The sequence below is a fragment of the Acinetobacter sp. IK40 genome, assembly GCF_035615075.1.
Classification (GTDB): Bacteria; Pseudomonadota; Gammaproteobacteria; order Pseudomonadales; family Moraxellaceae; genus Acinetobacter; species Acinetobacter courvalinii.
The window spans coordinates 101,248-120,434 of record NZ_JANBOE010000002.1; the positions used below are offsets into that span (position 1 = coordinate 101,248).

Here is a 19,187-nt window from a genome sequence, read left to right on the forward strand (position 1 = left end):
TTTTAGATTTTATTGCAAATGAATACACAACGTGAACAATTGATACAAACTTGGCTTCATGCCACTCTCCAATCCGATCAGTTCGAGATCAACTTTTTAGCAGGAGATGCAAGCTTTCGTCGTTATGCGCGAATTAAGTTACAAAACAAAACATATATGCTCATGGACGCGCCGCCTGAAAAAGAAGATTGTGCACCATTTGTAAATATCGATGAGTTCTTTGATAAAAATGGTGTGCGTGTTCCGCATATCGTTGCCAAAGACCTGACATTGGGTTTATTGCTACTGGAAGATTTTGGTGATGTGGTGCTATCCACCTTACTGAATGATAAGACAGTAGATGACTACTATGCGCAAAGTTTTAAACAGCTGATTGAATTGCAACAGGTGGATGGGCAGGCTCATTTACCTGCTTATTCTTACGACAAGTTGATGGCTGAAATGCGTTTGCTGACCGAGTGGATGTTACCGTCATTAGACATTCAACCGACAGAGCAGCAGTTGGAAACCATTGAGCAAGCGTTTGACTTTCTGGCAATTGAAGCGACTCAACAGCCACAAGTGATTGTACATCGTGATTTTCACAGTCGTAATCTGATGAAAATTGAAGGTGAACAGGAACTGGGGGTGATTGATTTTCAGGATGCGGTGATTGGTGCGGATACCTATGACCTGATTTCGATTACCCGTGACGCCTATGTGCAGTGGAATGCTGAACGTGTGTATCAATGGTTTGAAGTGTTCTATAACTTGTTGCCAGCTTCTGCCAAGGAAAATCGTAGTTTTGAGCAGTTTAAACGTGATGCCGACCTGATGGCGATTCAGCGCCATATCAAGATTTTAGGCATTTTTGTACGTCTGTTTGAACGTGATGGTAAATCAGGCTATTTAAAAGATTTACCACGTGTAATGTGGTACTTACTTGAAGAAAGCCAAGGCTATGATGAATTGAATGAGTTTATGCAATTTATCAATGATGTGGTGATGCCTAAGTTTATTGCCAAATACGGTGATTACGAGGTTGCAGCATAATGAAAGCGATGATTCTTGCCGCTGGCTTAGGTAATCGCATGCGTCCACTGACGTTGCATACACCAAAGCCGCTACTAGAAGTCGGTGGGAAACCGCTGATTGTCTGGCACATTGAAAAACTACAGAAAATTGGTGTCACCGAAATTGTAATCAATACCGCGTGGTTAGGTGATAAGTTGGTTGCTGCGTTGGGTGATGGTTCTCAGTTTGGTGTGACGATCTTGTGGTCGCACGAAGGTGAAGGTCTGGAAACGGCAGGCGGTATCATCAATGCCTTACCATTACTGGGTGATGAGCCTTTCATTCTGGTGAATGGGGATGTCTGGACAACGATGGACTTTTCAACGCTGTTAAATGTTCAGTTAGAAGATAAGCAGGCGCATTTGGTCTTGGTCGAAAACCCGCCTCAACATTTAAAGGGAGACTTCATCCTGGCAAATGATTTAGCTTATACTTTTGAGCAGGAGCAGTTGGGCGAAGCCTTAACCTATAGCGGTGTTGCTGTTTTAGCGCCACACATGTTTATTGGGCTAGAAAATGGCAAGCGACCTTTGGCACCGTTGTTGAAAGAGGCGATGCAACAGCAGCAAGTTTCAGCAGAAAAGATGCAGGCGATCTGGGTCGATGTCGGGACACCTGAGCGTCTAGAGCAGCTTGATCAGCAGATCAAGCAAGGTGCGTTTGCATAGGGTCTGTTTACACTTCACCTTACGAGCTATAGCTCTCATTGCGACAGGGGAGATTTTTTAGATGATACAAGGCATGTTTTGCGCAACTTAGTTATTCTAAGTAAGCAAGACATAACGCAGTAGCGGCAAAAAATATCCCTGTCCCGTAGGGTTAGGCTAAAATCTCCATAAACTGCGTTATGAAACTTGACAAGGGAATGCCATTGCCAGCGTTTCATGCCTTGTTTATGTCATTTTAGCCATAACGCAATGCATGGCTGAAATGTCAACAGACCCTAAAAAAATTGCTTTGTCTATCTTGGATTTGCCTAAGAAAAGACAAAAACTTAATGGATTGTGCAGTTTATCATGTCTGTAAATGATTAACTGCATAATCGTTCAACAAGTCCTACTGTGCCTTGTATCAGAAATCGGTATACTGCACAGCAAATTTATCGAGATGTTGCACTGTTATGCATCCTTTTTTTCAAGAATTAAAGCAAGGTAGTCAAGCTCTGGGTCTGAACCTGAGTGAGGACACCCTAACACTCTTATTGAAATATCAAGATGCGCTGGTGCTGTGGAATAAGGCCTATAATTTAACGGCGATTCGTGAGCCGAAAGAAATGCTGGTTAAACATTTATTGGATAGCTTAAGTATCCTGAATGATTTACCACAAGGTCGTTTATTAGATGTAGGGACTGGCGGTGGAATGCCGGGCATGATCATTGCATTATGTCAGCCAGAACGTGCTTGCGTGCTGCTGGATTCGAACGGGAAAAAGATCCGGTTCCTGAAGCAGTTTATTGCTGATTTGAAACTGCAAAACGTCATTGCCGTTCAGACACGTGTTGAAAATGAAGAGAGTATTGGTGAGCTTGGTCAGTTCGATGTCATTACAAGTCGCGCATTTGCGTCTTTGACTGACTTTGTCGATGCAGCACAACCATATATGCATGAGCAGAGTATTATTGCTGCAATGAAAGGCTTGATTCCAGCTGATGAAATTGAGCAAATGAAAGATGAGTATTCATGTAAGATCATTGAACTTCGTGTCCCGAGATTAGATGAACAACGTCATTTACTTTTACTTCAACGTATTCAATAAAAATATTAAGGGTAATCATGGCTCAAATTATTGCGATTGCAAACCAAAAAGGTGGTGTAGGGAAAACCACGACAGCAGTCAATCTTGCTGCTTCTTTGGCGATCTTGAAAAAACGTGTCTTGTTGATTGATATGGACTCACAAGGGAATGCCACCATGGGGTCTGGCATTCAAAAGAATGATTTACTGTATTCGGTAACAGATGTGTTGCTGGGTGAAGTGCCGATTGAAACTGCGATTCAAAAAGCAGAAGTCGGTTATAAGGTTTTAGGTGCGAACCGTGAACTTGCTGGGGTGGAACTGGCAATTGCAGAGCAGGAAGGACGTGAATTCATTCTGAAAAACGCACTGCAAGAAGTCGCTTCTGCTTTTGACTATATTATTGTTGATTGCGCACCAAGCTTAAGTCTGATTACGGTCAATGCTTTGGCTGCCGTGAATGGCGTGATTATTCCAATGCAATGTGAGTACTATGCGCTGGAAGGCTTGGCTGACCTGACACAAACCATTGACCGTATACAAAAAGCCCTGAATCCAAACTTGGAAATTGTAGGGGTATTACGTACCATGTATGACGCTCGTAATGCATTGACACGTGATGTCTCTGCCGAGTTAGAGCAATATTTTGGTAAAAAACTATACGAGACCGTGATTCCGCGGAATATCCGTTTGGCGGAAGCGCCAGCCCATGGTTTACCTGTGATCTATTTTGAGAAAAGTTCTAAAGGCGCAGTTTCATATTTGAATCTCGCTGCAGAAATATTGAAGAAAAGTAAAGTGAAAAAAGGAAGTGCTGTATGAGCATCAAAAAACGCGGATTGGCTAAAGGTCGTGGTTTAGATGCGCTATTAGGTTCAATTCAGAAAGAGAAATTGCAACTTGAAGCACAGGCCTTAGACCATGGTCAACTCAAGCAGATTGATGTCAATTTATTAAAGCGTGGTGAATATCAGCCACGTCGCTTTATTCAGGAACAAGATCTACAAGAGCTTGCAGCATCGATTGAAAAACATGGTGTTATGCAGCCGATTGTGATTCGTCCTGTTGAGGATGAACAGCATCCATACGAAATTATTGCCGGTGAGCGTCGTTGGCGCGCAGCGCAGTTGGCGGGTCTGACTGAAATTCCGGCAATTGTCCGTGATCTGAATGATCAGGTGGCGATTGCCTTGGCGTTAATTGAAAACATTCAGCGTCAGGATTTAAATCCAATTGATCAGGCAATGGCTCTACAGCGTTTCCATGACGAGTTTGGTTTAAGCCATCAGGAAATTGCTGATACCGTTGGCAAGGCGCGTACCACGGTCAGTAATTTATTGCGCCTTTTAAGCCTTGCTGATCCGATTAAAGACCTGATGCAACAGGGTCAAATCGATATGGGACATGCACGTGCCATTCTTGCGTTAAAAACCAAAGACCAGATTTCAGTGGCGCAAATCGTGATTGAAAAAGGCTTGTCGGTACGTCAAACTGAACAGTTAGTACGTGAGTGGAGTGAACCAAAACCTGAAAAGGAAAAGGCGCAGCTTTCTCCTGACATTGAACAATTGACCCAGAAACTCTCAGAGCGTTTCGGAGCAAATGTCAAAATTGACCATAACCAGAAAGGTAAAGGAAAAATGGTCATTCACTATCACTCATTGGATGAGTTGGATGGAATCCTCAATATTTGTTTGCCTAACTAATATTTAGGATACGTCCTTTTATATTTTAAATATTATTGGGGAATAATATGTGGGAACTTGTGAAAGCGGGTGGCTGGTTAATGCTGCCCCTTATTCTGTCATCAATTTTTACGGTTGCGATTACGATTGAACGCTATATTCGTTTAAAGCGATCACAAGTTTTACCTCAGGCCTTACTGGTCAATGTAACAGATGCTGACACGGTAATTGCTCAGCTTGAGCAAGATGAAGCTTTAAAAAGTCCACTCGGACGCATTTTAAAAGCAGGTTATGATCATCAGGCACAAGGTGAACAATTTGCACGTGCGCAAATGGAAGCAACTGCTTCACAAGAGATCGGCGCACTCGAAAAAAATATTAATTTTCTTGGAACTTTAAGTGCAATTGCACCTTTGCTGGGGTTGCTGGGTACGGTGCTGGGAATTATCGAATCTTTCCTGGTGATTGATGTGGGCTCTGCGGGTAATGCCAGCATGATGATGCCCGGCATTTCAAAAGCCTTAATTACTACTGCAGTGGGGATGCTGATTGCGATTCCTGCCATGATTGCCTATCGTTATTTTCAACGTGTCGTGCATGAATATATTGCAGAGCTGGAACAGCAATCGACTTTGTTTCATGCTGCGCTTTTTTATAAAAAAGCGTCTCCTTTACAAGAACACCGTCGCGCAAGCTGAGCCGGGGTGGCATCATGAAATTTAAACGTTCTCAAGTTGAAGATATTCATATTAATTTGACACCAATGATTGACTGTTTGTTATTTATTTTGGTGTTTTTATTATTATCCACGACTTTTAGTCAGCAAAGTCGTATAAATCTGACACTGCCTGATGCGCAAGGTGTTCCGCCTAAACAGTTCGATCATAAAATTGAAATCATGGTAGACTCCACAGGGCATTATTCTGTGAATGGCCAGGCTTTATCCAGTAAAGATATTGCTGATTTAAGTACGGCCATCAAGCAGGTGGCACAAGATCGTCGCGATTTGATGTTTATTATTGCTGCTGATGCAAAAGCCACTCATCAAGACGTGATTCGGGTGATGGATGTGGCTGGTCAGCTCGGCTTCGTCAACGTCAATATCAGCACTAAAGTTCCAACTAGAGGTTTTACTGAGTGAATCAAGATTTTAAGGTTTATGTCCGCTTAATATCATATTTAAAATCTTATTGGGGCGTTGCCTTATTTGTCTTGCTTGGTTTTGGTATCAATGCTGCCACAGAAGTCTCTGTGGCAAAGTTGCTGAAATACATTATCGATGCAATTCAAAATGGTAGTCGAGAGAATCTGGACTGGTTTCCTGCGCTGATTGTCTTGCTTATGTTTTTCCGTGGCGTGGGTTTGTTCCTCGGTGGATATTTCTCTGCGGTGATTTCACGGAGTCTGGTATTCAGTATTCGTCAGGAAGTCTATGCAAAGCTTTTAAGACTGCCAGCTCAGTATTATCTTGATAACAGTGCCGGTCATATCAGCGCAAAGCTGATGTATAACGTTGAGCAGCTTACCGCAGCGTCCTCTGAGTCTTTGCAGACCTTGATTAAAGACGGTTTGATTGTTCTTGGCCTGTTGAGTTATTTACTTTATACCAACTGGCGTTTAACCCTGTGTATCGTGGTATTCATGCCGTTTATTGGTATTCTGGTCAGAATCGCATCGAAGAAGATGCGTAAGCTCTCGATTCAGGTACAAAATACCATGGGCGATGTAAACCATGTGGTACAGGAAACCATTACTGCAAACTCGGTGGTAAAGAGCTTTACCGGCGAAGAGTTCGAGCAGAAGCGTTTTTATAAGTCTTCTGAGGAAAACTTACGTCGCGGCCTGAAAATGGTTGTGGTGCAAAATATTAACAGCCCAATCATTCAGCTGTTGTTGTCGATGGCGATGGCGATTATCCTCTGGTTAGCACTTCGTCCACAGGTATTTGGTGATACCTCTGCTGGTGAGTTTATTTCATTCATTACCGCTGCTGGTTTGATCTCTAAACCGGTAAAGAATTTGACCGATATCAATGAAAAACTGCAACGCGGTCTGGCTGCAGCACACTCGGTATTTGAGTTATTGGATTTACCTGAAGAAGTGAATAATGGTCAGTTAAAACCGGTTTTAAAAGGCAATATCCAATTTGATCATGCCAACTTGCGTTATGACGATGGTACTCATGCCATTAAAGATTTATCTTTAACCATCAAGGCGGGGCAAACGGTCGCGCTGGTGGGGCGTTCTGGTGCGGGTAAAACTTCATTGGTTAACATGTTGCCACGTTTTCAAGAGTTGAGCGAAGGTCAGATTTATTATGATGGCATTGCGGTCAAAGAGATCGAGCTGGCTTATTTACGCTCTCAAATTGCCACAGTGAATCAGCAGGTTGTACTATTTAACCGTTCAGTACGTGACAATATTGCGTATGGTCAATTACAGGATTCAAGTGATGAGCAGGTGATTGCGGCAGCAAAAGCAGCTTATGCCCATGACTTCATCATGAATCTGCCACAAGGTTACAATACCATTCTGGGTGCGCAGGGCTTAAACCTTTCTGGTGGTCAGCGTCAACGTATTGCGATTGCCCGTGCCATTCTTAAAGATTCGCCAATCTTGATTCTTGATGAAGCAACCAGTGCACTGGATAATGAGTCTGAATATTTTATCCAGCAAGCATTTGATGAAGCAATGCAGGGGCGTACCACGATTGTGATTGCCCATCGTTTATCCACCGTTGAGAATGCCGATCTGATTGTGGTAATGGATAAAGGCCAGATTATTGAGCAGGGTACCCACGCTGAGTTGTTGGCCAAGCATGGTATGTATTATCAATTACATCAACGCAATTTTGAGGAAGACTAAGCATGTCGATGGCGCAACGTATACAGGATGCTTGGAATGAACAGGCTTCATGGTTGGTGGTGTTGCGCCCACTGTCATGGTTATATCGATTGGGCTTCTGTACTAATCAGGCACTTTATAAAAGTGGATTAAAAAAGGTCTATAAAGCCCCCGTTCCGGTCATGGTGATTGGTAATATTACAGTCGGTGGTAGCGGCAAAACCCCTTTGCTGATCCAGTTGGTCAAATATTTGCAACAGCAGGGTGTCCGGGTCGGCGTGATTAGTCGGGGTTATGGAGCTGAAGGGCCGTTTCCGCTTTTGGTTAGCCAAACATCCGAACCGGATATTGCTGGCGATGAACCTTGTCTGATCGTCCAGTCGACTCAGGTGTCTATGGCTGTTGGTCCCAATCGACAGGCTGCAATTGAACTCTTACTGCAAAATGAGCAGCTTGATCTGATTATTAGTGATGATGGTTTACAGCATTGGGCTCTAGCTCGCGATATAGAATGGATTGTGCTGGATCAGCATCGTGGTCTAGGCAATGAGAAACTATTGCCGGAAGGTTATTTAAGAGAACCTAAATCTCGCTTAAACCACAGTACGGTGATTGAACATACCAAAGCGGCACAACTTCGGCAGAATATGCATCTGGAAGTGGGTCAGCCTTATCTGCTCAATCCTCATCTGGATACGCCTTGGTTTGATCCGAAACAGTATTTTAATGCGGTGGTCGGCATTGGTTTTCCCCAACGGTTTTATCAGACATTGAACAAGTTAGATGTTAACCAGTATCAGGCACATGAATTTCCCGATCATCATGATTATGAAATCGCTGATCTAAGCTTTGATAATCCTGATGCAATCATTACCACTGAAAAAGATGCGGTAAAATTTAAGGCATTATTAAAGCAACACCCTGAATTTAATATTCCGATCTGGGTGGTCCCCGTCGAAGCCGTATTGTCGCCTGACTGTTATGTGCTATTAAAGCAACAATTAAAACAGGTTGGCATTCAACTTTCTTAGAGATCTATCATGAAGCATATTGTTATTCCTGCTCGTTTTGCGAGCTCTCGTTTGCCAGGAAAACCCTTACTCCTGATTCATGGCCGACCGATGATTTTGCGTGTGGTGGATCAGGCGAAAAAAGTTGCCGGTTTTGATGATTTGTGTGTTGCAACAGACGATCCGCGTATTGCAGCAGTCTGTCAGGCAGAAGGCGTAGATGTGGTTCTAACCCATCCTGAACATCCCTCTGGTACCGATCGTTTAAGTGAGGTCGCGCGCATTAAGGGGTGGGCAGCAGATGATGTGATTGTCAATGTACAAGGGGATGAACCTTTATTGCCAGCTCAACTGGTACAGCAGGTCACACAGCTTTTGCTTGATCATCCGCAATGCTCAATGTCGACCTTGTGTGAACCGATTCATCAATTAGATGAATTTCAACGTGACAGCATCGTCAAAGTGGTAATGAATAAGCGTAATGAGGCGCTTTATTTCAGTCGCGCGACCATTCCTTATGATCGTGATGGCGCCAAGCAAGCTATCGCCGCATTACATACCCAGGCATTCCGCCATTTAGGTTTATATGCTTACCGTGTGAAATTGTTACAAGAATATGTGACGTGGCAACAGGGTAATCTGGAAAAGCTGGAAAGCCTTGAGCAATTACGGGTTTTGGAAAATGGCCATCGTATTGCCATTGATATTGCAGAAGCAAATTTACCACCAGGCGTAGACACACAGGCAGATTTAGATCGTCTCAATACTCTACCTGTAAGTGCATTTGAATAAGATGATGGTCGATACACAAACTAAAACTCTTTATCCTTGGCATGCACAGACATGGCAACTGCTCAGTACACGATTTCCTCATCTTGGACATGGGCTACTGTTTTATGGCAAACAAGGCTGCGCCAAAAAAGAGTTTGCAGAACGTTTTGTCGCTTGGGTGCTTTGTTTAAATAAACAGGCGCAAGCGGCTTGTGGTGAATGTACTAGCTGTCAGTGGCTGAAATCGGATACGCATCCGAATTATGTACATATCACCACAGACGAAGAAAATAAAAAACAAAACGCAAAAATCAAAATCGAGAAAATACGTGACTTACTGCCATTTGTGCAACAAACCGGGGAAGGCTGGCGTGTTGTGGTCATCGAGCCTGCAGAAGCCTTAAACACGGCTTCGGCAAATGCTTTATTGAAAACACTGGAAGAACCCGGCGAGCGCGTCGTATTAATTTTACTTGCCGATCATTATTTGAAATTACCTGCCACGATTCGCAGTCGATTACAGCATTTTGCATTAGATCGTTTAACGCTTGAGGATGCGCAGACTTTTGTCAAACAGCAAATTCCAGAAATTTCATCGCAACAAGTGTCATTATTATTAAATCTTGCCAATGATATGCCGCTGACCGCGATTGAAATTGAAAAAAGTGACTGGCTGCAGAAACGTACTCTCTTTCTTGCCGACTGGCTGAAGTTGGTTGCGGAAAAAAACATGCCTTTGCATTACTCAAATAAGTGGTCTAAAGAGCTCAGTTTTTCTGAATTCTTGACCATGTTTGAATATCTGCTGGGGGATTTGGTGAGTTTGAAACTTAATCAGTCACTTAAGAATGATGATCTGGATTTTAGTCAGCTGGTTGAGTGTTATAACCTTGAGCAGCTGTTTACCATCTATTCTGACTTACAACAGAAAAAACGCATGGTTGAGCAGAATGTTCAAACACAACTGGTCATGGATGAGCTGTTTATTCAGCTCATGAATGTGGCTTGAGTTTATATTTAAATCATTCTGCTGGTTTGTGATCTGAGTAAAACAGCAGGGTAAAGGAAATGTTTTAAAATAAATACCTTATCCTGCTTGGCGAGATTTATATAAAAATTGTATCTAAAATGTACATTGCTCTTTAATCCTTGATCAAAAAAGAATATAAAATGTGAAACACTTCACAATAATATTAAAAAATAAGGAATATCGAGATGAAAAACAAATCTATCGCGATTGCATTGTCTTGTATGCTTTTACCAGCTATGGCAGTGGCTGAACCCAAGTTCGTTTCAAATATTAATGGGTCGTCTTTTCAGATTAATGCCTCCAATACAGGGTCACAGGCTTACGAATGTGTGTACAGTTATTCTTTTAATCATGTCCGAGGTTCAGGCGTCAGTCAGTTTAGTGGCAAATTCTATATTGAAGCTGGAGCCAATAATATTTCGGTCATTGCCAGAAATACTGATCAAATGATCAGTAAATTAGACTTTGATTATAAGTGTACTGAAAAATAAACCACTTTATTTTGCAGGATTGAATTGAAAACCGCTGATGACAGCGGTTTTTTTAATCAAGTCCTTAAATTTCTTGTCATTTCTTTTCGATTGTCATCTATTCTAAACCAAGCGCGTGCATGATACGGAAAGCGGTAAATAAATTTCATTTTCTGTATTTAAAACACAATTTTCCTAAACATCATTTGTTGTTTGCTGGATTGTTTTCTATAATTCAGTCATAAAAGACGTATACATATTAAATGAACGAAGATGAAAGATGATGCTATAAATCCGATAAATATCGTTTGAAGTTTTATAGATAAATCGCAAGTACACGTTCTGTATTTTAATGATTTAGTATTGAACAGGGGAAAGTTATGCAACCACAAATGATGGGCGGAATTATACAGGTCAATATTCCAGACAAAGCGACCTTACAATCCAGCTATATGTCTTTTGTCCAAGGCGGTGGTTTATTTGTGCCAACCAAGCAAGCAGTAAAAATGGGACAGGAGGTTTTTGTACTGGCCACATTGCCGGAACAAGCGCAAAAAATTCCATTAACGGGAAAAGTGATCTGGATTTCGCATAAACAGACGCATTTTAAGCCACAAGGTTTTGCCATACAGCTCGCAGGTGAAAAAGGCGTGTATTATAAAAATGAAGCTGAGAAATTGCTGGCGGGATCTAAAGGTCTGGATCGTCCAAGTTATACCATGTAGTAATGAAGTAAATAGGATAGAAGAGTGTTTGTTGATACGCATTGCCATTTAACCATGCTGGATTTAAGTCCTTATCAAGGCGACTTGGATCAGGCACTGGAACAAGCCCGTCTTGCCGGTGTGTCGAAATTCATGGGAATTTCGGTTGATCTTGAAGATCATGTCAAGCTGGCAGAAATTGCTGCCCGCCATAAAGACGTTGGCTATTCGGTGGGTGTTCATCCCTGTGAGGATGAACAGGTCATGGCGCGTGCAACAACAGACTATCTGGTCAATCTGGCTCAGTCCGCTAAAGTGTGGGCTTTGGGTGAAACCGGTCTGGACTATTATCACAGTACGGATTTTGTTGAAGAACAGAAACGTTGCTTTGCGCGACACATTGAAGCTTCAAAAATCGTGAAAAAGCCTGTGGTTGTGCATACCCGTGCAGCCAAGCACGATACTATTGATATTATTCGTGCAGAGCAGTCTACCCATGGTATTTTGCATTGTTTTACCGAGGATTGGGAAACAGCAAAAGCTGTTCTGGATTGTGGTTATTATATTTCTTTCTCCGGGATTGTTTCTTTTAAAAATGCGCAGGACTTGCGTGATGTGGCTAAACAGGTACCGCTTGATCGCTTGCTCATCGAAACGGATAGTCCTTACTTAGCGCCAGTGCCTTATCGCGGTAAAAGCAATGAACCGAAATATGTTCCTTTTGTAGCAAAAGCATTAAGTGATGTATATGATAAATCGGTTGAAGAGATTGGCATGATTACAACACAAAATTTTGAAAATCTCTTAAATTTGAAATAAACGGTTTTTGTTGTACTAGGAAAGAGAGTTATTACGTGAAAATGGATCGTCAAGCTCAGTTTAGAGCACGAGAAGTATTAATTTTTCAAATCGCGGAGCAACTCCTATTAGAAAATGGTGAGGCAGGGATGACGCTGGATGCGTTAGCTGCCGAGCTGGATCTTGCAAAGGGCACCTTATATAAGCATTTTCAAAGTAAAGATGAGCTCTATATGTTGCTGATTATTCGTAATGAGCGCATGTTGCTGGAAATGATTCAGGATACCGAAAAAGCATTTCCTGAACATCTGGCTTTCTTTATGTTGCACCATCTACATCATCCGGAGCGTACCGCGCTCTTTCATCAGATCGAAGAGCGGCTTTCTACCACGGGACAAGGCATTCAATTATTATTCAGTGAATTATATAAAGTGCGTAGGCAGCGTCTGCGTATCATTATCCGTATGACGGAAAGTTATTTACTGGATATAAACAGTACCATGACGACACGTGATTATCTGGCTTCAATCTGGTCTTTGACCTATGGTGCAGCGGTGATTCTGAATTCGAGTTTTTATCAACGCTATTTAGGTTCTCGAGACACTTTACGTGTTGCTTATATTGAGCAGGCTTTGGCATTGCCGAAGCTGGTCGAACCTGTTCTTGCATAGTTGAAAAACGCATGAGATCACCACAGCATTCGCAAAAAGCCTTTACCCTGATTGAGGTGATGGTGGTGATCGTGATTATGACGATTATGGCATCTCTCGTGGTTTTGAATATCGGTGGCGTTGACCAGCGTAGGGCCATGCAAGCCCGAGAGATGTTTATTCTTGATCTGAAGAAAATCAATAAAGAAGCGACTGATCAGGCCAAAGTCTTTGCCTTAAATACTCAAAATGCAACAGATGTCGCACCTTTTAGTTACAACTTATTTGAATATCACGACCAGAGTCGTGAACAGATTCAGCAGGCTGATCGCACCTGGCAACTCTATAAAGAATTTAAGACCCGTCAATTGCCCAATAATGTTTCTTTAACGATTCAGAGTTTAGATACGGCGAGTTATAACAAAGCCAAAAATGAAGATTTGCTGGCGGGTAAGGCTCCTCAACTCATCTGGTTCGGAAACGGTGAAGCCAAACCTGTTCGAATCCAGTTTTATTATGAGCAACAGCCGATTGGGCATGAGTTAGAGCTGGATCATTTGGGTAAGGTCAATGAAAATTAAGTCTTTAACAGGTCTTCCAGAAAATGCTTGTTGTCTTGTGAAAGCAGAGAAAGCTTGCACCTCAAGTATAGCTTCTCGGCTTTCAACAGAACACAAATCTCACACCTCAAGCATAGCTTTCGGTCTTGCAGCAGGGCCGAGTGTTGCTCGATTTAATCGTGTTCACATCGAGCATAGCTCTCCGCCTTCTTTCGAAGCTGGGCTTCTCAGGGTGAAACTATGTTTCACTCATCCTGCAACTCGAAACATAGTTTCTCGTCTTGCAGCAGGGCCGAGCGTTGCTCGGCGGAGACCTGCTTCAGGATTTACCTTACTTGAAGTGATGGTGGCGCTGGCGATCTTCGCAGTTGCAGCAATTGCGTTAACGAAGGTGGCAATGCAATACACCCAGTCAACATCGAATGCCATTTTAAGAACCAAAGCACAATTTGTAGCGATGAATGAAGTGGCGATGATGGAAATGAACCAGGAGTGGCTGGACGGTACGCAATCCAAGCAAGTCACATCTCAAGGTGAAACGTGGCAAATTGATAAAAAAGCACAATCGACGGTTAGTCCGAAGATCCAGCGCATCGAGTTGCAAGTCAGCTTATTTAATAATGAACAAGGCAAGGTCGAAGCGGGCATTACCAATCTTGTGTTCTTTAACTATCCTGCAAAGGCCAGAACACAATGAAATACACACGTGCATTTACCTTGGTCGAATTATTGGTTGCCATTGCAATCTTTGCAGTACTTTCGATGTTGGGCTGGAAAGTTTTTGACTATCTATTAAAAGTCAAAGATCGCAATGCCGAACATGAAATGCATTTATTTGCCTTGCAGGACGCCTATCAGCAGGTGCTAAGAGACAGTCTGCAGATGATTCCTTTAACTGCCAATGATGGCCGACAGTTGCAGGCAGCGCTGGTGTTGAATGATCAGCACTTTGCATTTAGCAGGGCAGGTGTTTCTGATCCATTGAAACAGGGTTTGTCTCCTTACGAGCGTATTGAATACCGCTATGATGCTGCCCAAAAGAAAGTCTATCGCCTGAAATATTCGAATTTGAATATTCCCAATCGTGTACAACCTGTTTCAAGTACTTTGCTGGAAAATGTCGACCAATTTAAGCTGACGGTATTGAACCCGCAAGAATTGACGCAATGGCCTGAAAACAGTGACCCAAGTAATATCGCTGAATTGAAGAAATTACCCCGTGGTATCAAAATTCAGTTGACGGTTGCGGGGACTGATTATGAGTGGGTGTATAGTCTGTTAAACAATCCAGATATGGGCGGTCAGTAATGCCATGAAAAATCACTCATCTCAACATGGCATCGCATTGTTAACCATTCTGGTGATGGTGGCCTTGGCCACAATTCTGGCGGCAACTATTGCCAAACGACAGACCAATACTGCCGAGAATACCGGCTATTTGATGCGTCAGAACCAGTCCTTACTGTATGCCAAAAGTGCAGAAGCATTTTTTTCGGAATTGCTGATTCAAGACAGTGATAATGGTGAAAGTATTGATCATTTACAGGAAAACTGGGCCAAACCAATGCCGCCATTTCCTGTGGATGATGGCTATGTTGCGGGGCGTTTAGTCGATGAGTCGGGCAAATTTAACCTGAATAATCTGGTCAAGGCAGATGGAACCCAAGTAGATGAGGCTTCGCGACGCTGGTTTGAAAAGCTGCTGCAACGGGTCGGTCTGCCTGCAGAGCTCAGTCAGGCCGTGATTGACTGGCAAGATGTTGATGATGAAACTACAGGTGCGATGGGTGCGGAAAGTAATTATTATCAGGGCTTGGATCCCGCTTATCTGACACCAAATACCAAGTTTCATAGTGTGGAAGAATTGAAACTGGTCAGAGGTTTTGAAGGCAAAAATTATGATTTGATTAAGGCTTATGTCACGGCATTACCAGAGTACACCAAGGTCAATATGAATACAGCACCAGCCCTGTTATTGGCCAGTATTGATCCAAAGATTGATGTCAAAGCACTTGAACAAGCATTAAAGACCAAACAGGCCAACCTGACCTATTTCAATAATGTGGATGATTTATGGCAATTAAGTGTTTTTTCTGGAATAGATGAAGCAAACAAAGCCGATGCAACAGCTTTGCTGGACAGTAAATCCAATTATTTTACCGCACAGATTGAAGTGGTTTTAAGCGAACGGAAGCGTCAGTTTACCAGTGCTTTAGCACGTAAAGATAAGCAAGTGACTGTTTATTCAAGAAGTCTTTCACCTTTCCAGTAAATGTGTAGATTGATTTGTCAAATGGTGACAAGGTTTAAAATCAATCCCAATCCATGTTTTTTTGCTTTATAATAAAATCCGTTTGCAGATAAAGATTAGCTTGGTGCATGTTAATTCGTAAATTGTTTAAGTTTGAGAATGCTCATATTGTACGTAACTGTACATCGGACCGCTGTAAGCGTTCGATTCATGGGCACAGTTATAAAGTTGAATTATTATTAAAAGCGTCAAAGCTGGATCATGGACAAATGGTTTATGATTTTGGCTTGCTTAAAGGCGTGATTAAAGAGCTATATGATAGCTTCGACCATGCCATTTGTTTCTGGCAGAAAGATGATCCTGCTTATATTGATGCATGTAAAACATTTAGTGCACGCTGGATTTCCTTACCGGTTTCGCCTTCGGCAGAACAGTTTTCGCGTATCTTTTTCTTTCTCGCCCAGCAAGTGTTAAATTCAACCGTAACCCAGAATGGTGAAGGTGATGTTGAGGTTTACTCCGTCATTGTTCATGAAACTGATACGGGCTATGCACAGAGTTTTCAGGAAGATATTGAAAATATACAAATGGGTGAATTGAGTCTGGAACAGATTGTCTTTTCAGAGCAGGTACAGGCTGAATGGAGTGATGTTCAGATGTATGAAAACCTGAAAAAAGGAACAAAATTCCAGAATCCGAATGTAGAATTACAAGTTAATATTTAAGTAATTTTCACTTAAATAAAAGAATCTATTTCAAGGAATGTTGATGCAATTTACTGAACAGCAACAGGACAAACTTAATAAAGTTCAGTTGGACGAGTCTTGGAAAATCTCATTGTCAGAGTTTCTTCTGAGTCCTAAAATGGATAATTTACGTGAGTTTTTACAACAAGAAAAACTCGCAGAAAGAGTCATTTACCCCCCAAGCAAACAGATTTTTAATGCATTAAATACCACACCCTTAAATGCAGTAAAGGTCGTGATTTTGGGACAGGACCCTTATCATGGTCCGAATCAGGCCAACGGTTTAAGTTTTTCTGTACAAAGAGGGGTTGCATTACCTCCGTCTTTGCGTAATATTTTTCACGAATTAAATACCGATCTGGGTGTTCCGGTTTCTCGTCATGGTGACTTGAGTAAATGGGCAGCACAGGGCGTGTTATTACTTAACAGTGTACTGACAGTGGCAGCAGGACAGCCCACTTCACATCAAAAACAGGGATGGGAAGACTTTACCGATGCGGTCATTGATGTATTGAATGAGCAGCGTGAACATATCGTGTTTATTTTATGGGGTGCTTATGCACAGCGTAAAGGGCAACGTATCGATCGTAACAAGCATCTTGTGCTTAGTGCAGCTCACCCATCACCACTTGCTGCAAACCGTGGTGGTTTCTTTGGCTGCAAAGTATTTTCTAAAACCAATCAATATTTGAAACAACATGGCATTGAGCCTATAGACTGGCAATTGGACGCATAATGACTTCTCCCGATTTAAATAGCTATCATCCTGATTTGGTTATTGAACATGCACAAAATGGCTGGCGAATCATTCGTCTTAATCGCCCTAAATCGTTACATGCTTTAGATGAACCAATTGTAAGTGCGCTACTGAAAGTATTTGAACATTTCCATGAAGATGAAACTGTCAAGGCAATCTGGTTCGATTCGACCACACCAAAGGCTTTCTGTGCAGGCGGGGATGTGCGTAAATTACGTCAGCTCGTCATCAATAAGGAAGTGGAAACAGCAAACCAGTTTTTCCAGCAAGAATATGCACTGGATTTACTGTTACACAATTATGCAAAGCCAATTGTGGTCTGGGGCGAAGGCTATGTCATGGGTGGTGGTCTTGGCCTGTTTATGGCCGCACCTTTCCGTCTGGTGACGCCATATTCGCGTCTGGCAATGCCTGAAATCAATATTGGTTTATATCCAGATGTTGGTGCAAGCCGTTTTCTGGCTGACCGTGGCCAAATCGGATTGTTTACCGGTTTAACCGGTTCAATCATGACTGCAGCGGGTGCGTTCAGTGTGGGTTGGGCAACGCATATCTGTGAAGCGCAACGTGATAATGTGCTGCAAAAAGTGTTAAATGTCGACTGGAACCATTATCCAGCAGGTGCATTCCGTGCCATTGATGATACCTTGAATAGCTTACATCGTCCTGTGGCTGCGGGGCCGTTGCAAAATTCAATTGATGTGATTCATAGCGTTTGTCGTGGTCAGAGCTTTGAATATGACTATCAATCGATTATTGGCCTCAGTGATGCAAGTAGTGACTGGTTACGTCAGGCCAGTGAAAACCTGCAAAAGGGTTCACCAAGCACGGCGGCGATTACCTGGTTGTTATGGCAATGGGGTAAACAAGGTCATGCCTGGGATGAAGTATTTGCCCTGGAAGCGCAAATTTCTGAATGGAAAATCCGCCATCCTGACTTTGTTGAAGGTGTGCGCGCCCGTCTGGTCGATAAAGATTTGTCACCTGAATGGAAAGCAACTGAACAGTTAACGCTTAAAGGCATCTTGGCTGACTGTGCGCCTGTAACCAATATTGAGAGCTGGAATGCGTTATTAAAGCACTATGGCGTGATTGCTTAAGTTGCTATGACTGTAGAAAATCATGATGATGAATACTGGATGCAGCTTGCCTATGAGCAGGCTGCATTAGCGGCATCACAGGGAGAAATTCCTGTCGGTGCCGTTCTGGTTAGTAATGAGCAGGTCATTGGTGCGGGCTACAATGCACCGATTAAACTGTCAGATCCCACTGCACATGCAGAAATACAGGCGTTGCGTGCCGCTTGTCAGGCATTGAATAACTACCGCCTACCTGAAGATACTACGCTTTACGTCACGCTTGAACCGTGCACCATGTGTGTTGGCGCTTTAGTGCATGCACGGGTAAAGCGGGTGGTTTTTGCTACTACAGAGCCCAAAGCTGGTTCTCTGGTCAGCGCCCGTCAATTGCTTGAAAGCGGTTATTACAATCATAAATTTGTTTTTGAACAAGGATGTCTGCAAGCGCAGTGTTCCTTGCAGCTGAGTGAATTTTTCAAACAGAGACGAAGTGAAAAGAAGAAAATCCGTTCGTCAAAAACGTCCTTAAATGATTAAAAATGTCTCATGAGTTGTGGCACACTAAGCCTCCAATATTTTTGGGTAAAATCAAAAGGCGAAGTTATGCGTAATGCAATCACGATAAAAAAAGAATTTAATGCACCGATCTCTGAGGTTTTTGACTTGTTGTCAAAACACGCCACCTATAACAAGGCATTTGCACCGTTACAGGTGGTTCGTGTGAAGGATTCGGCTGATCCAGAACGTCCTGACGGAATCGGTTCAGTTCGCCGCATGGGATTTGGACCGATTAAACCGCTACAAGAAGAAATCACCTTATTGGAAGAGAATAAACGAATTGAGTATAAGTTGATCAATAACCCTTTGGTAAAACACCATTTAGGACAAATTGACTTTAAAGAAATCACACCTTTTGTAACTTTGGTCACTTATAAGATTGAATTTACAGCAAAAGCACCTTTTGTAAGTAAATTAATTCTTGCACAACTCAAAGCAGCGATTACACTAGGTTTTTCAAAATTAGCCAAATCAGTTGCTTCATAAG

At 42.5% G+C, this 19,187-nt stretch carries 24 protein-coding genes; all 24 read left to right on the forward strand.

Going from position 1 to position 19,187, the window contains the following annotated elements; translation table 11 throughout:
• Positions 1-18: 18 nt before the first annotated feature.
• The 24 genes from MSG93_RS04400 (at position 19) to MSG93_RS04515 (ending at position 19,186) form a co-directional block, all read left to right on the forward strand.
• Entirely contained in the window at positions 19-1,032 is a 1,014-nt protein-coding gene (locus tag MSG93_RS04400; RefSeq protein WP_005286286.1) for an aminoglycoside phosphotransferase family protein, read from the forward strand.
• Complete coding sequence (murU, locus tag MSG93_RS04405) at positions 1,032-1,721, forward strand: N-acetylmuramate alpha-1-phosphate uridylyltransferase MurU (protein WP_324620710.1); 690 nt, start codon at positions 1,032-1,034, stop codon at positions 1,719-1,721. The genes MSG93_RS04400 and murU overlap by 1 nt, the downstream gene beginning before the upstream one ends.
• A gap of 452 nt (positions 1,722-2,173) precedes the next feature.
• Complete coding sequence (gene rsmG, locus MSG93_RS04410; RefSeq protein WP_324620711.1) at positions 2,174-2,809, forward strand: 16S rRNA (guanine(527)-N(7))-methyltransferase RsmG; 636 nt, start codon at positions 2,174-2,176, stop codon at positions 2,807-2,809.
• A 17-nt stretch (positions 2,810-2,826) separates the two neighbouring features.
• A complete protein-coding gene (locus MSG93_RS04415) occupies positions 2,827-3,609 on the forward strand; it encodes a ParA family protein (protein ID WP_324620712.1) in 783 nt (260 codons plus the stop codon).
• Positions 3,606-4,493: a ParB/RepB/Spo0J family partition protein gene (locus tag MSG93_RS04420; RefSeq protein WP_005230838.1), complete on the forward strand. Its 888-nt coding sequence runs from the start codon at positions 3,606-3,608 to the stop codon at positions 4,491-4,493. The genes MSG93_RS04415 and MSG93_RS04420 overlap by 4 nt, the downstream gene beginning before the upstream one ends.
• A gap of 47 nt (positions 4,494-4,540) precedes the next feature.
• Positions 4,541-5,170, forward strand: coding sequence for a MotA/TolQ/ExbB proton channel family protein (locus tag MSG93_RS04425; protein WP_262753536.1), 630 nt, complete (start codon positions 4,541-4,543; stop codon positions 5,168-5,170).
• 14 nt (positions 5,171-5,184) lie between these two features.
• Entirely contained in the window at positions 5,185-5,613 is a 429-nt protein-coding gene (locus tag MSG93_RS04430) for an ExbD/TolR family protein (protein WP_005230836.1), read from the forward strand.
• Complete coding sequence (gene msbA / locus MSG93_RS04435; RefSeq protein WP_324620713.1) at positions 5,610-7,337, forward strand: lipid A export permease/ATP-binding protein MsbA; 1,728 nt, start codon at positions 5,610-5,612, stop codon at positions 7,335-7,337. Before MSG93_RS04430 ends, msbA begins: the two co-directional genes overlap by 4 nt.
• Before the next feature lie 2 nt (positions 7,338-7,339).
• Positions 7,340-8,347, forward strand: coding sequence for a tetraacyldisaccharide 4'-kinase (lpxK, locus tag MSG93_RS04440; protein WP_324620714.1), 1,008 nt, complete (start codon positions 7,340-7,342; stop codon positions 8,345-8,347).
• 9 nt (positions 8,348-8,356) lie between these two features.
• On the forward strand, positions 8,357-9,118 hold the full coding sequence (kdsB, locus tag MSG93_RS04445) for a 3-deoxy-manno-octulosonate cytidylyltransferase (RefSeq protein WP_324620715.1): 762 nt from the start codon (positions 8,357-8,359) through the stop codon (positions 9,116-9,118).
• A gap of 4 nt (positions 9,119-9,122) precedes the next feature.
• Positions 9,123-10,106 carry a DNA polymerase III subunit delta' gene (locus MSG93_RS04450; RefSeq protein ID WP_279695195.1) on the forward strand — a complete coding sequence of 328 codons (984 nt, stop codon included), beginning with the start codon at positions 9,123-9,125 and terminating at the stop codon, positions 10,104-10,106.
• Between the two features lie 206 nt (positions 10,107-10,312).
• Positions 10,313-10,618 (forward strand): hypothetical protein, encoded by a 306-nt coding sequence (locus MSG93_RS04455; RefSeq protein ID WP_005286255.1) that lies wholly within the window; start codon positions 10,313-10,315, stop codon positions 10,616-10,618.
• A 359-nt stretch (positions 10,619-10,977) separates the two neighbouring features.
• A complete protein-coding gene (locus tag MSG93_RS04460; protein WP_324620716.1) occupies positions 10,978-11,322 on the forward strand; it encodes a PilZ domain-containing protein in 345 nt (114 codons plus the stop codon).
• Positions 11,323-11,346: 24 nt separating this feature from the next.
• Positions 11,347-12,120, forward strand: a complete 774-nt coding sequence (locus MSG93_RS04465) for a TatD family hydrolase (RefSeq protein ID WP_324620718.1) — start codon at positions 11,347-11,349, stop codon at positions 12,118-12,120.
• A gap of 41 nt (positions 12,121-12,161) precedes the next feature.
• Positions 12,162-12,770, forward strand: a complete 609-nt coding sequence (locus MSG93_RS04470) for a TetR/AcrR family transcriptional regulator (RefSeq protein ID WP_005230824.1) — start codon at positions 12,162-12,164, stop codon at positions 12,768-12,770.
• Between the two features lie 11 nt (positions 12,771-12,781).
• Positions 12,782-13,330, forward strand: coding sequence for a type II secretion system protein (locus MSG93_RS04475; protein ID WP_324620719.1), 549 nt, complete (start codon positions 12,782-12,784; stop codon positions 13,328-13,330).
• A gap of 247 nt (positions 13,331-13,577) precedes the next feature.
• Entirely contained in the window at positions 13,578-14,006 is a 429-nt protein-coding gene (gene gspI / locus MSG93_RS04480) for a type II secretion system minor pseudopilin GspI (RefSeq protein ID WP_324621013.1), read from the forward strand.
• Positions 14,003-14,617 carry a type II secretion system minor pseudopilin GspJ gene (gene gspJ / locus MSG93_RS04485; protein WP_324620720.1) on the forward strand — a complete coding sequence of 205 codons (615 nt, stop codon included), beginning with the start codon at positions 14,003-14,005 and terminating at the stop codon, positions 14,615-14,617. Before gspI ends, gspJ begins: the two co-directional genes overlap by 4 nt.
• A 4-nt stretch (positions 14,618-14,621) precedes the next feature.
• Entirely contained in the window at positions 14,622-15,581 is a 960-nt protein-coding gene (gene gspK / locus MSG93_RS04490) for a type II secretion system minor pseudopilin GspK (protein WP_202739916.1), read from the forward strand.
• A gap of 107 nt (positions 15,582-15,688) precedes the next feature.
• Entirely contained in the window at positions 15,689-16,285 is a 597-nt protein-coding gene (locus MSG93_RS04495; RefSeq protein WP_005286237.1) for a 6-pyruvoyl trahydropterin synthase family protein, read from the forward strand.
• Between the two features lie 43 nt (positions 16,286-16,328).
• Complete coding sequence (ung, locus tag MSG93_RS04500) at positions 16,329-17,042, forward strand: uracil-DNA glycosylase (protein WP_005230812.1); 714 nt, start codon at positions 16,329-16,331, stop codon at positions 17,040-17,042.
• Positions 17,039-18,163: an enoyl-CoA hydratase/isomerase family protein gene (locus tag MSG93_RS04505; RefSeq protein ID WP_171067740.1), complete on the forward strand. Its 1,125-nt coding sequence runs from the start codon at positions 17,039-17,041 to the stop codon at positions 18,161-18,163. Before ung ends, MSG93_RS04505 begins: the two co-directional genes overlap by 4 nt.
• Before the next feature lie 6 nt (positions 18,164-18,169).
• Entirely contained in the window at positions 18,170-18,679 is a 510-nt protein-coding gene (tadA, locus tag MSG93_RS04510) for a tRNA adenosine(34) deaminase TadA (protein WP_324620722.1), read from the forward strand.
• A 66-nt stretch (positions 18,680-18,745) separates the two neighbouring features.
• Positions 18,746-19,186: an SRPBCC family protein gene (locus MSG93_RS04515; protein WP_005286233.1), complete on the forward strand. Its 441-nt coding sequence runs from the start codon at positions 18,746-18,748 to the stop codon at positions 19,184-19,186.
• The last annotated feature ends 1 nt before the right edge of the window (position 19,187 follow it).

Bases quoted from the DNA above. Each gene is read 5' to 3' on its own strand.
- MSG93_RS04400 (WP_005286286.1), top strand. From the start codon at position 19: ATGAATACACAACGTGAACAATTGATACAAACTTGGCTTCATGCCACT.
- murU (WP_324620710.1), top strand. From the start codon at position 1,032: ATGAAAGCGATGATTCTTGCCGCTGGCTTAGGTAATCGCATGCGTCCA.
- rsmG (WP_324620711.1), top strand. From the start codon at position 2,174: ATGCATCCTTTTTTTCAAGAATTAAAGCAAGGTAGTCAAGCTCTGGGT.
- MSG93_RS04415 (WP_324620712.1), top strand. From the start codon at position 2,827: ATGGCTCAAATTATTGCGATTGCAAACCAAAAAGGTGGTGTAGGGAAA.
- MSG93_RS04420 (WP_005230838.1), top strand. From the start codon at position 3,606: ATGAGCATCAAAAAACGCGGATTGGCTAAAGGTCGTGGTTTAGATGCG.
- MSG93_RS04425 (WP_262753536.1), top strand. From the start codon at position 4,541: ATGTGGGAACTTGTGAAAGCGGGTGGCTGGTTAATGCTGCCCCTTATT.
- MSG93_RS04430 (WP_005230836.1), top strand. From the start codon at position 5,185: ATGAAATTTAAACGTTCTCAAGTTGAAGATATTCATATTAATTTGACA.
- lpxK (WP_324620714.1), top strand. From the start codon at position 7,340: ATGTCGATGGCGCAACGTATACAGGATGCTTGGAATGAACAGGCTTCA.
- kdsB (WP_324620715.1), top strand. From the start codon at position 8,357: ATGAAGCATATTGTTATTCCTGCTCGTTTTGCGAGCTCTCGTTTGCCA.
- MSG93_RS04450 (WP_279695195.1), top strand. From the start codon at position 9,123: ATGGTCGATACACAAACTAAAACTCTTTATCCTTGGCATGCACAGACA.
- MSG93_RS04455 (WP_005286255.1), top strand. From the start codon at position 10,313: ATGAAAAACAAATCTATCGCGATTGCATTGTCTTGTATGCTTTTACCA.
- MSG93_RS04460 (WP_324620716.1), top strand. From the start codon at position 10,978: ATGCAACCACAAATGATGGGCGGAATTATACAGGTCAATATTCCAGAC.
- MSG93_RS04470 (WP_005230824.1), top strand. From the start codon at position 12,162: ATGGATCGTCAAGCTCAGTTTAGAGCACGAGAAGTATTAATTTTTCAA.
- MSG93_RS04475 (WP_324620719.1), top strand. From the start codon at position 12,782: ATGAGATCACCACAGCATTCGCAAAAAGCCTTTACCCTGATTGAGGTG.
- gspJ (WP_324620720.1), top strand. From the start codon at position 14,003: ATGAAATACACACGTGCATTTACCTTGGTCGAATTATTGGTTGCCATT.
- gspK (WP_202739916.1), top strand. From the start codon at position 14,622: ATGAAAAATCACTCATCTCAACATGGCATCGCATTGTTAACCATTCTG.
- MSG93_RS04495 (WP_005286237.1), top strand. From the start codon at position 15,689: ATGTTAATTCGTAAATTGTTTAAGTTTGAGAATGCTCATATTGTACGT.
- ung (WP_005230812.1), top strand. From the start codon at position 16,329: ATGCAATTTACTGAACAGCAACAGGACAAACTTAATAAAGTTCAGTTG.
- tadA (WP_324620722.1), top strand. From the start codon at position 18,170: ATGACTGTAGAAAATCATGATGATGAATACTGGATGCAGCTTGCCTAT.
- MSG93_RS04515 (WP_005286233.1), top strand. From the start codon at position 18,746: ATGCGTAATGCAATCACGATAAAAAAAGAATTTAATGCACCGATCTCT.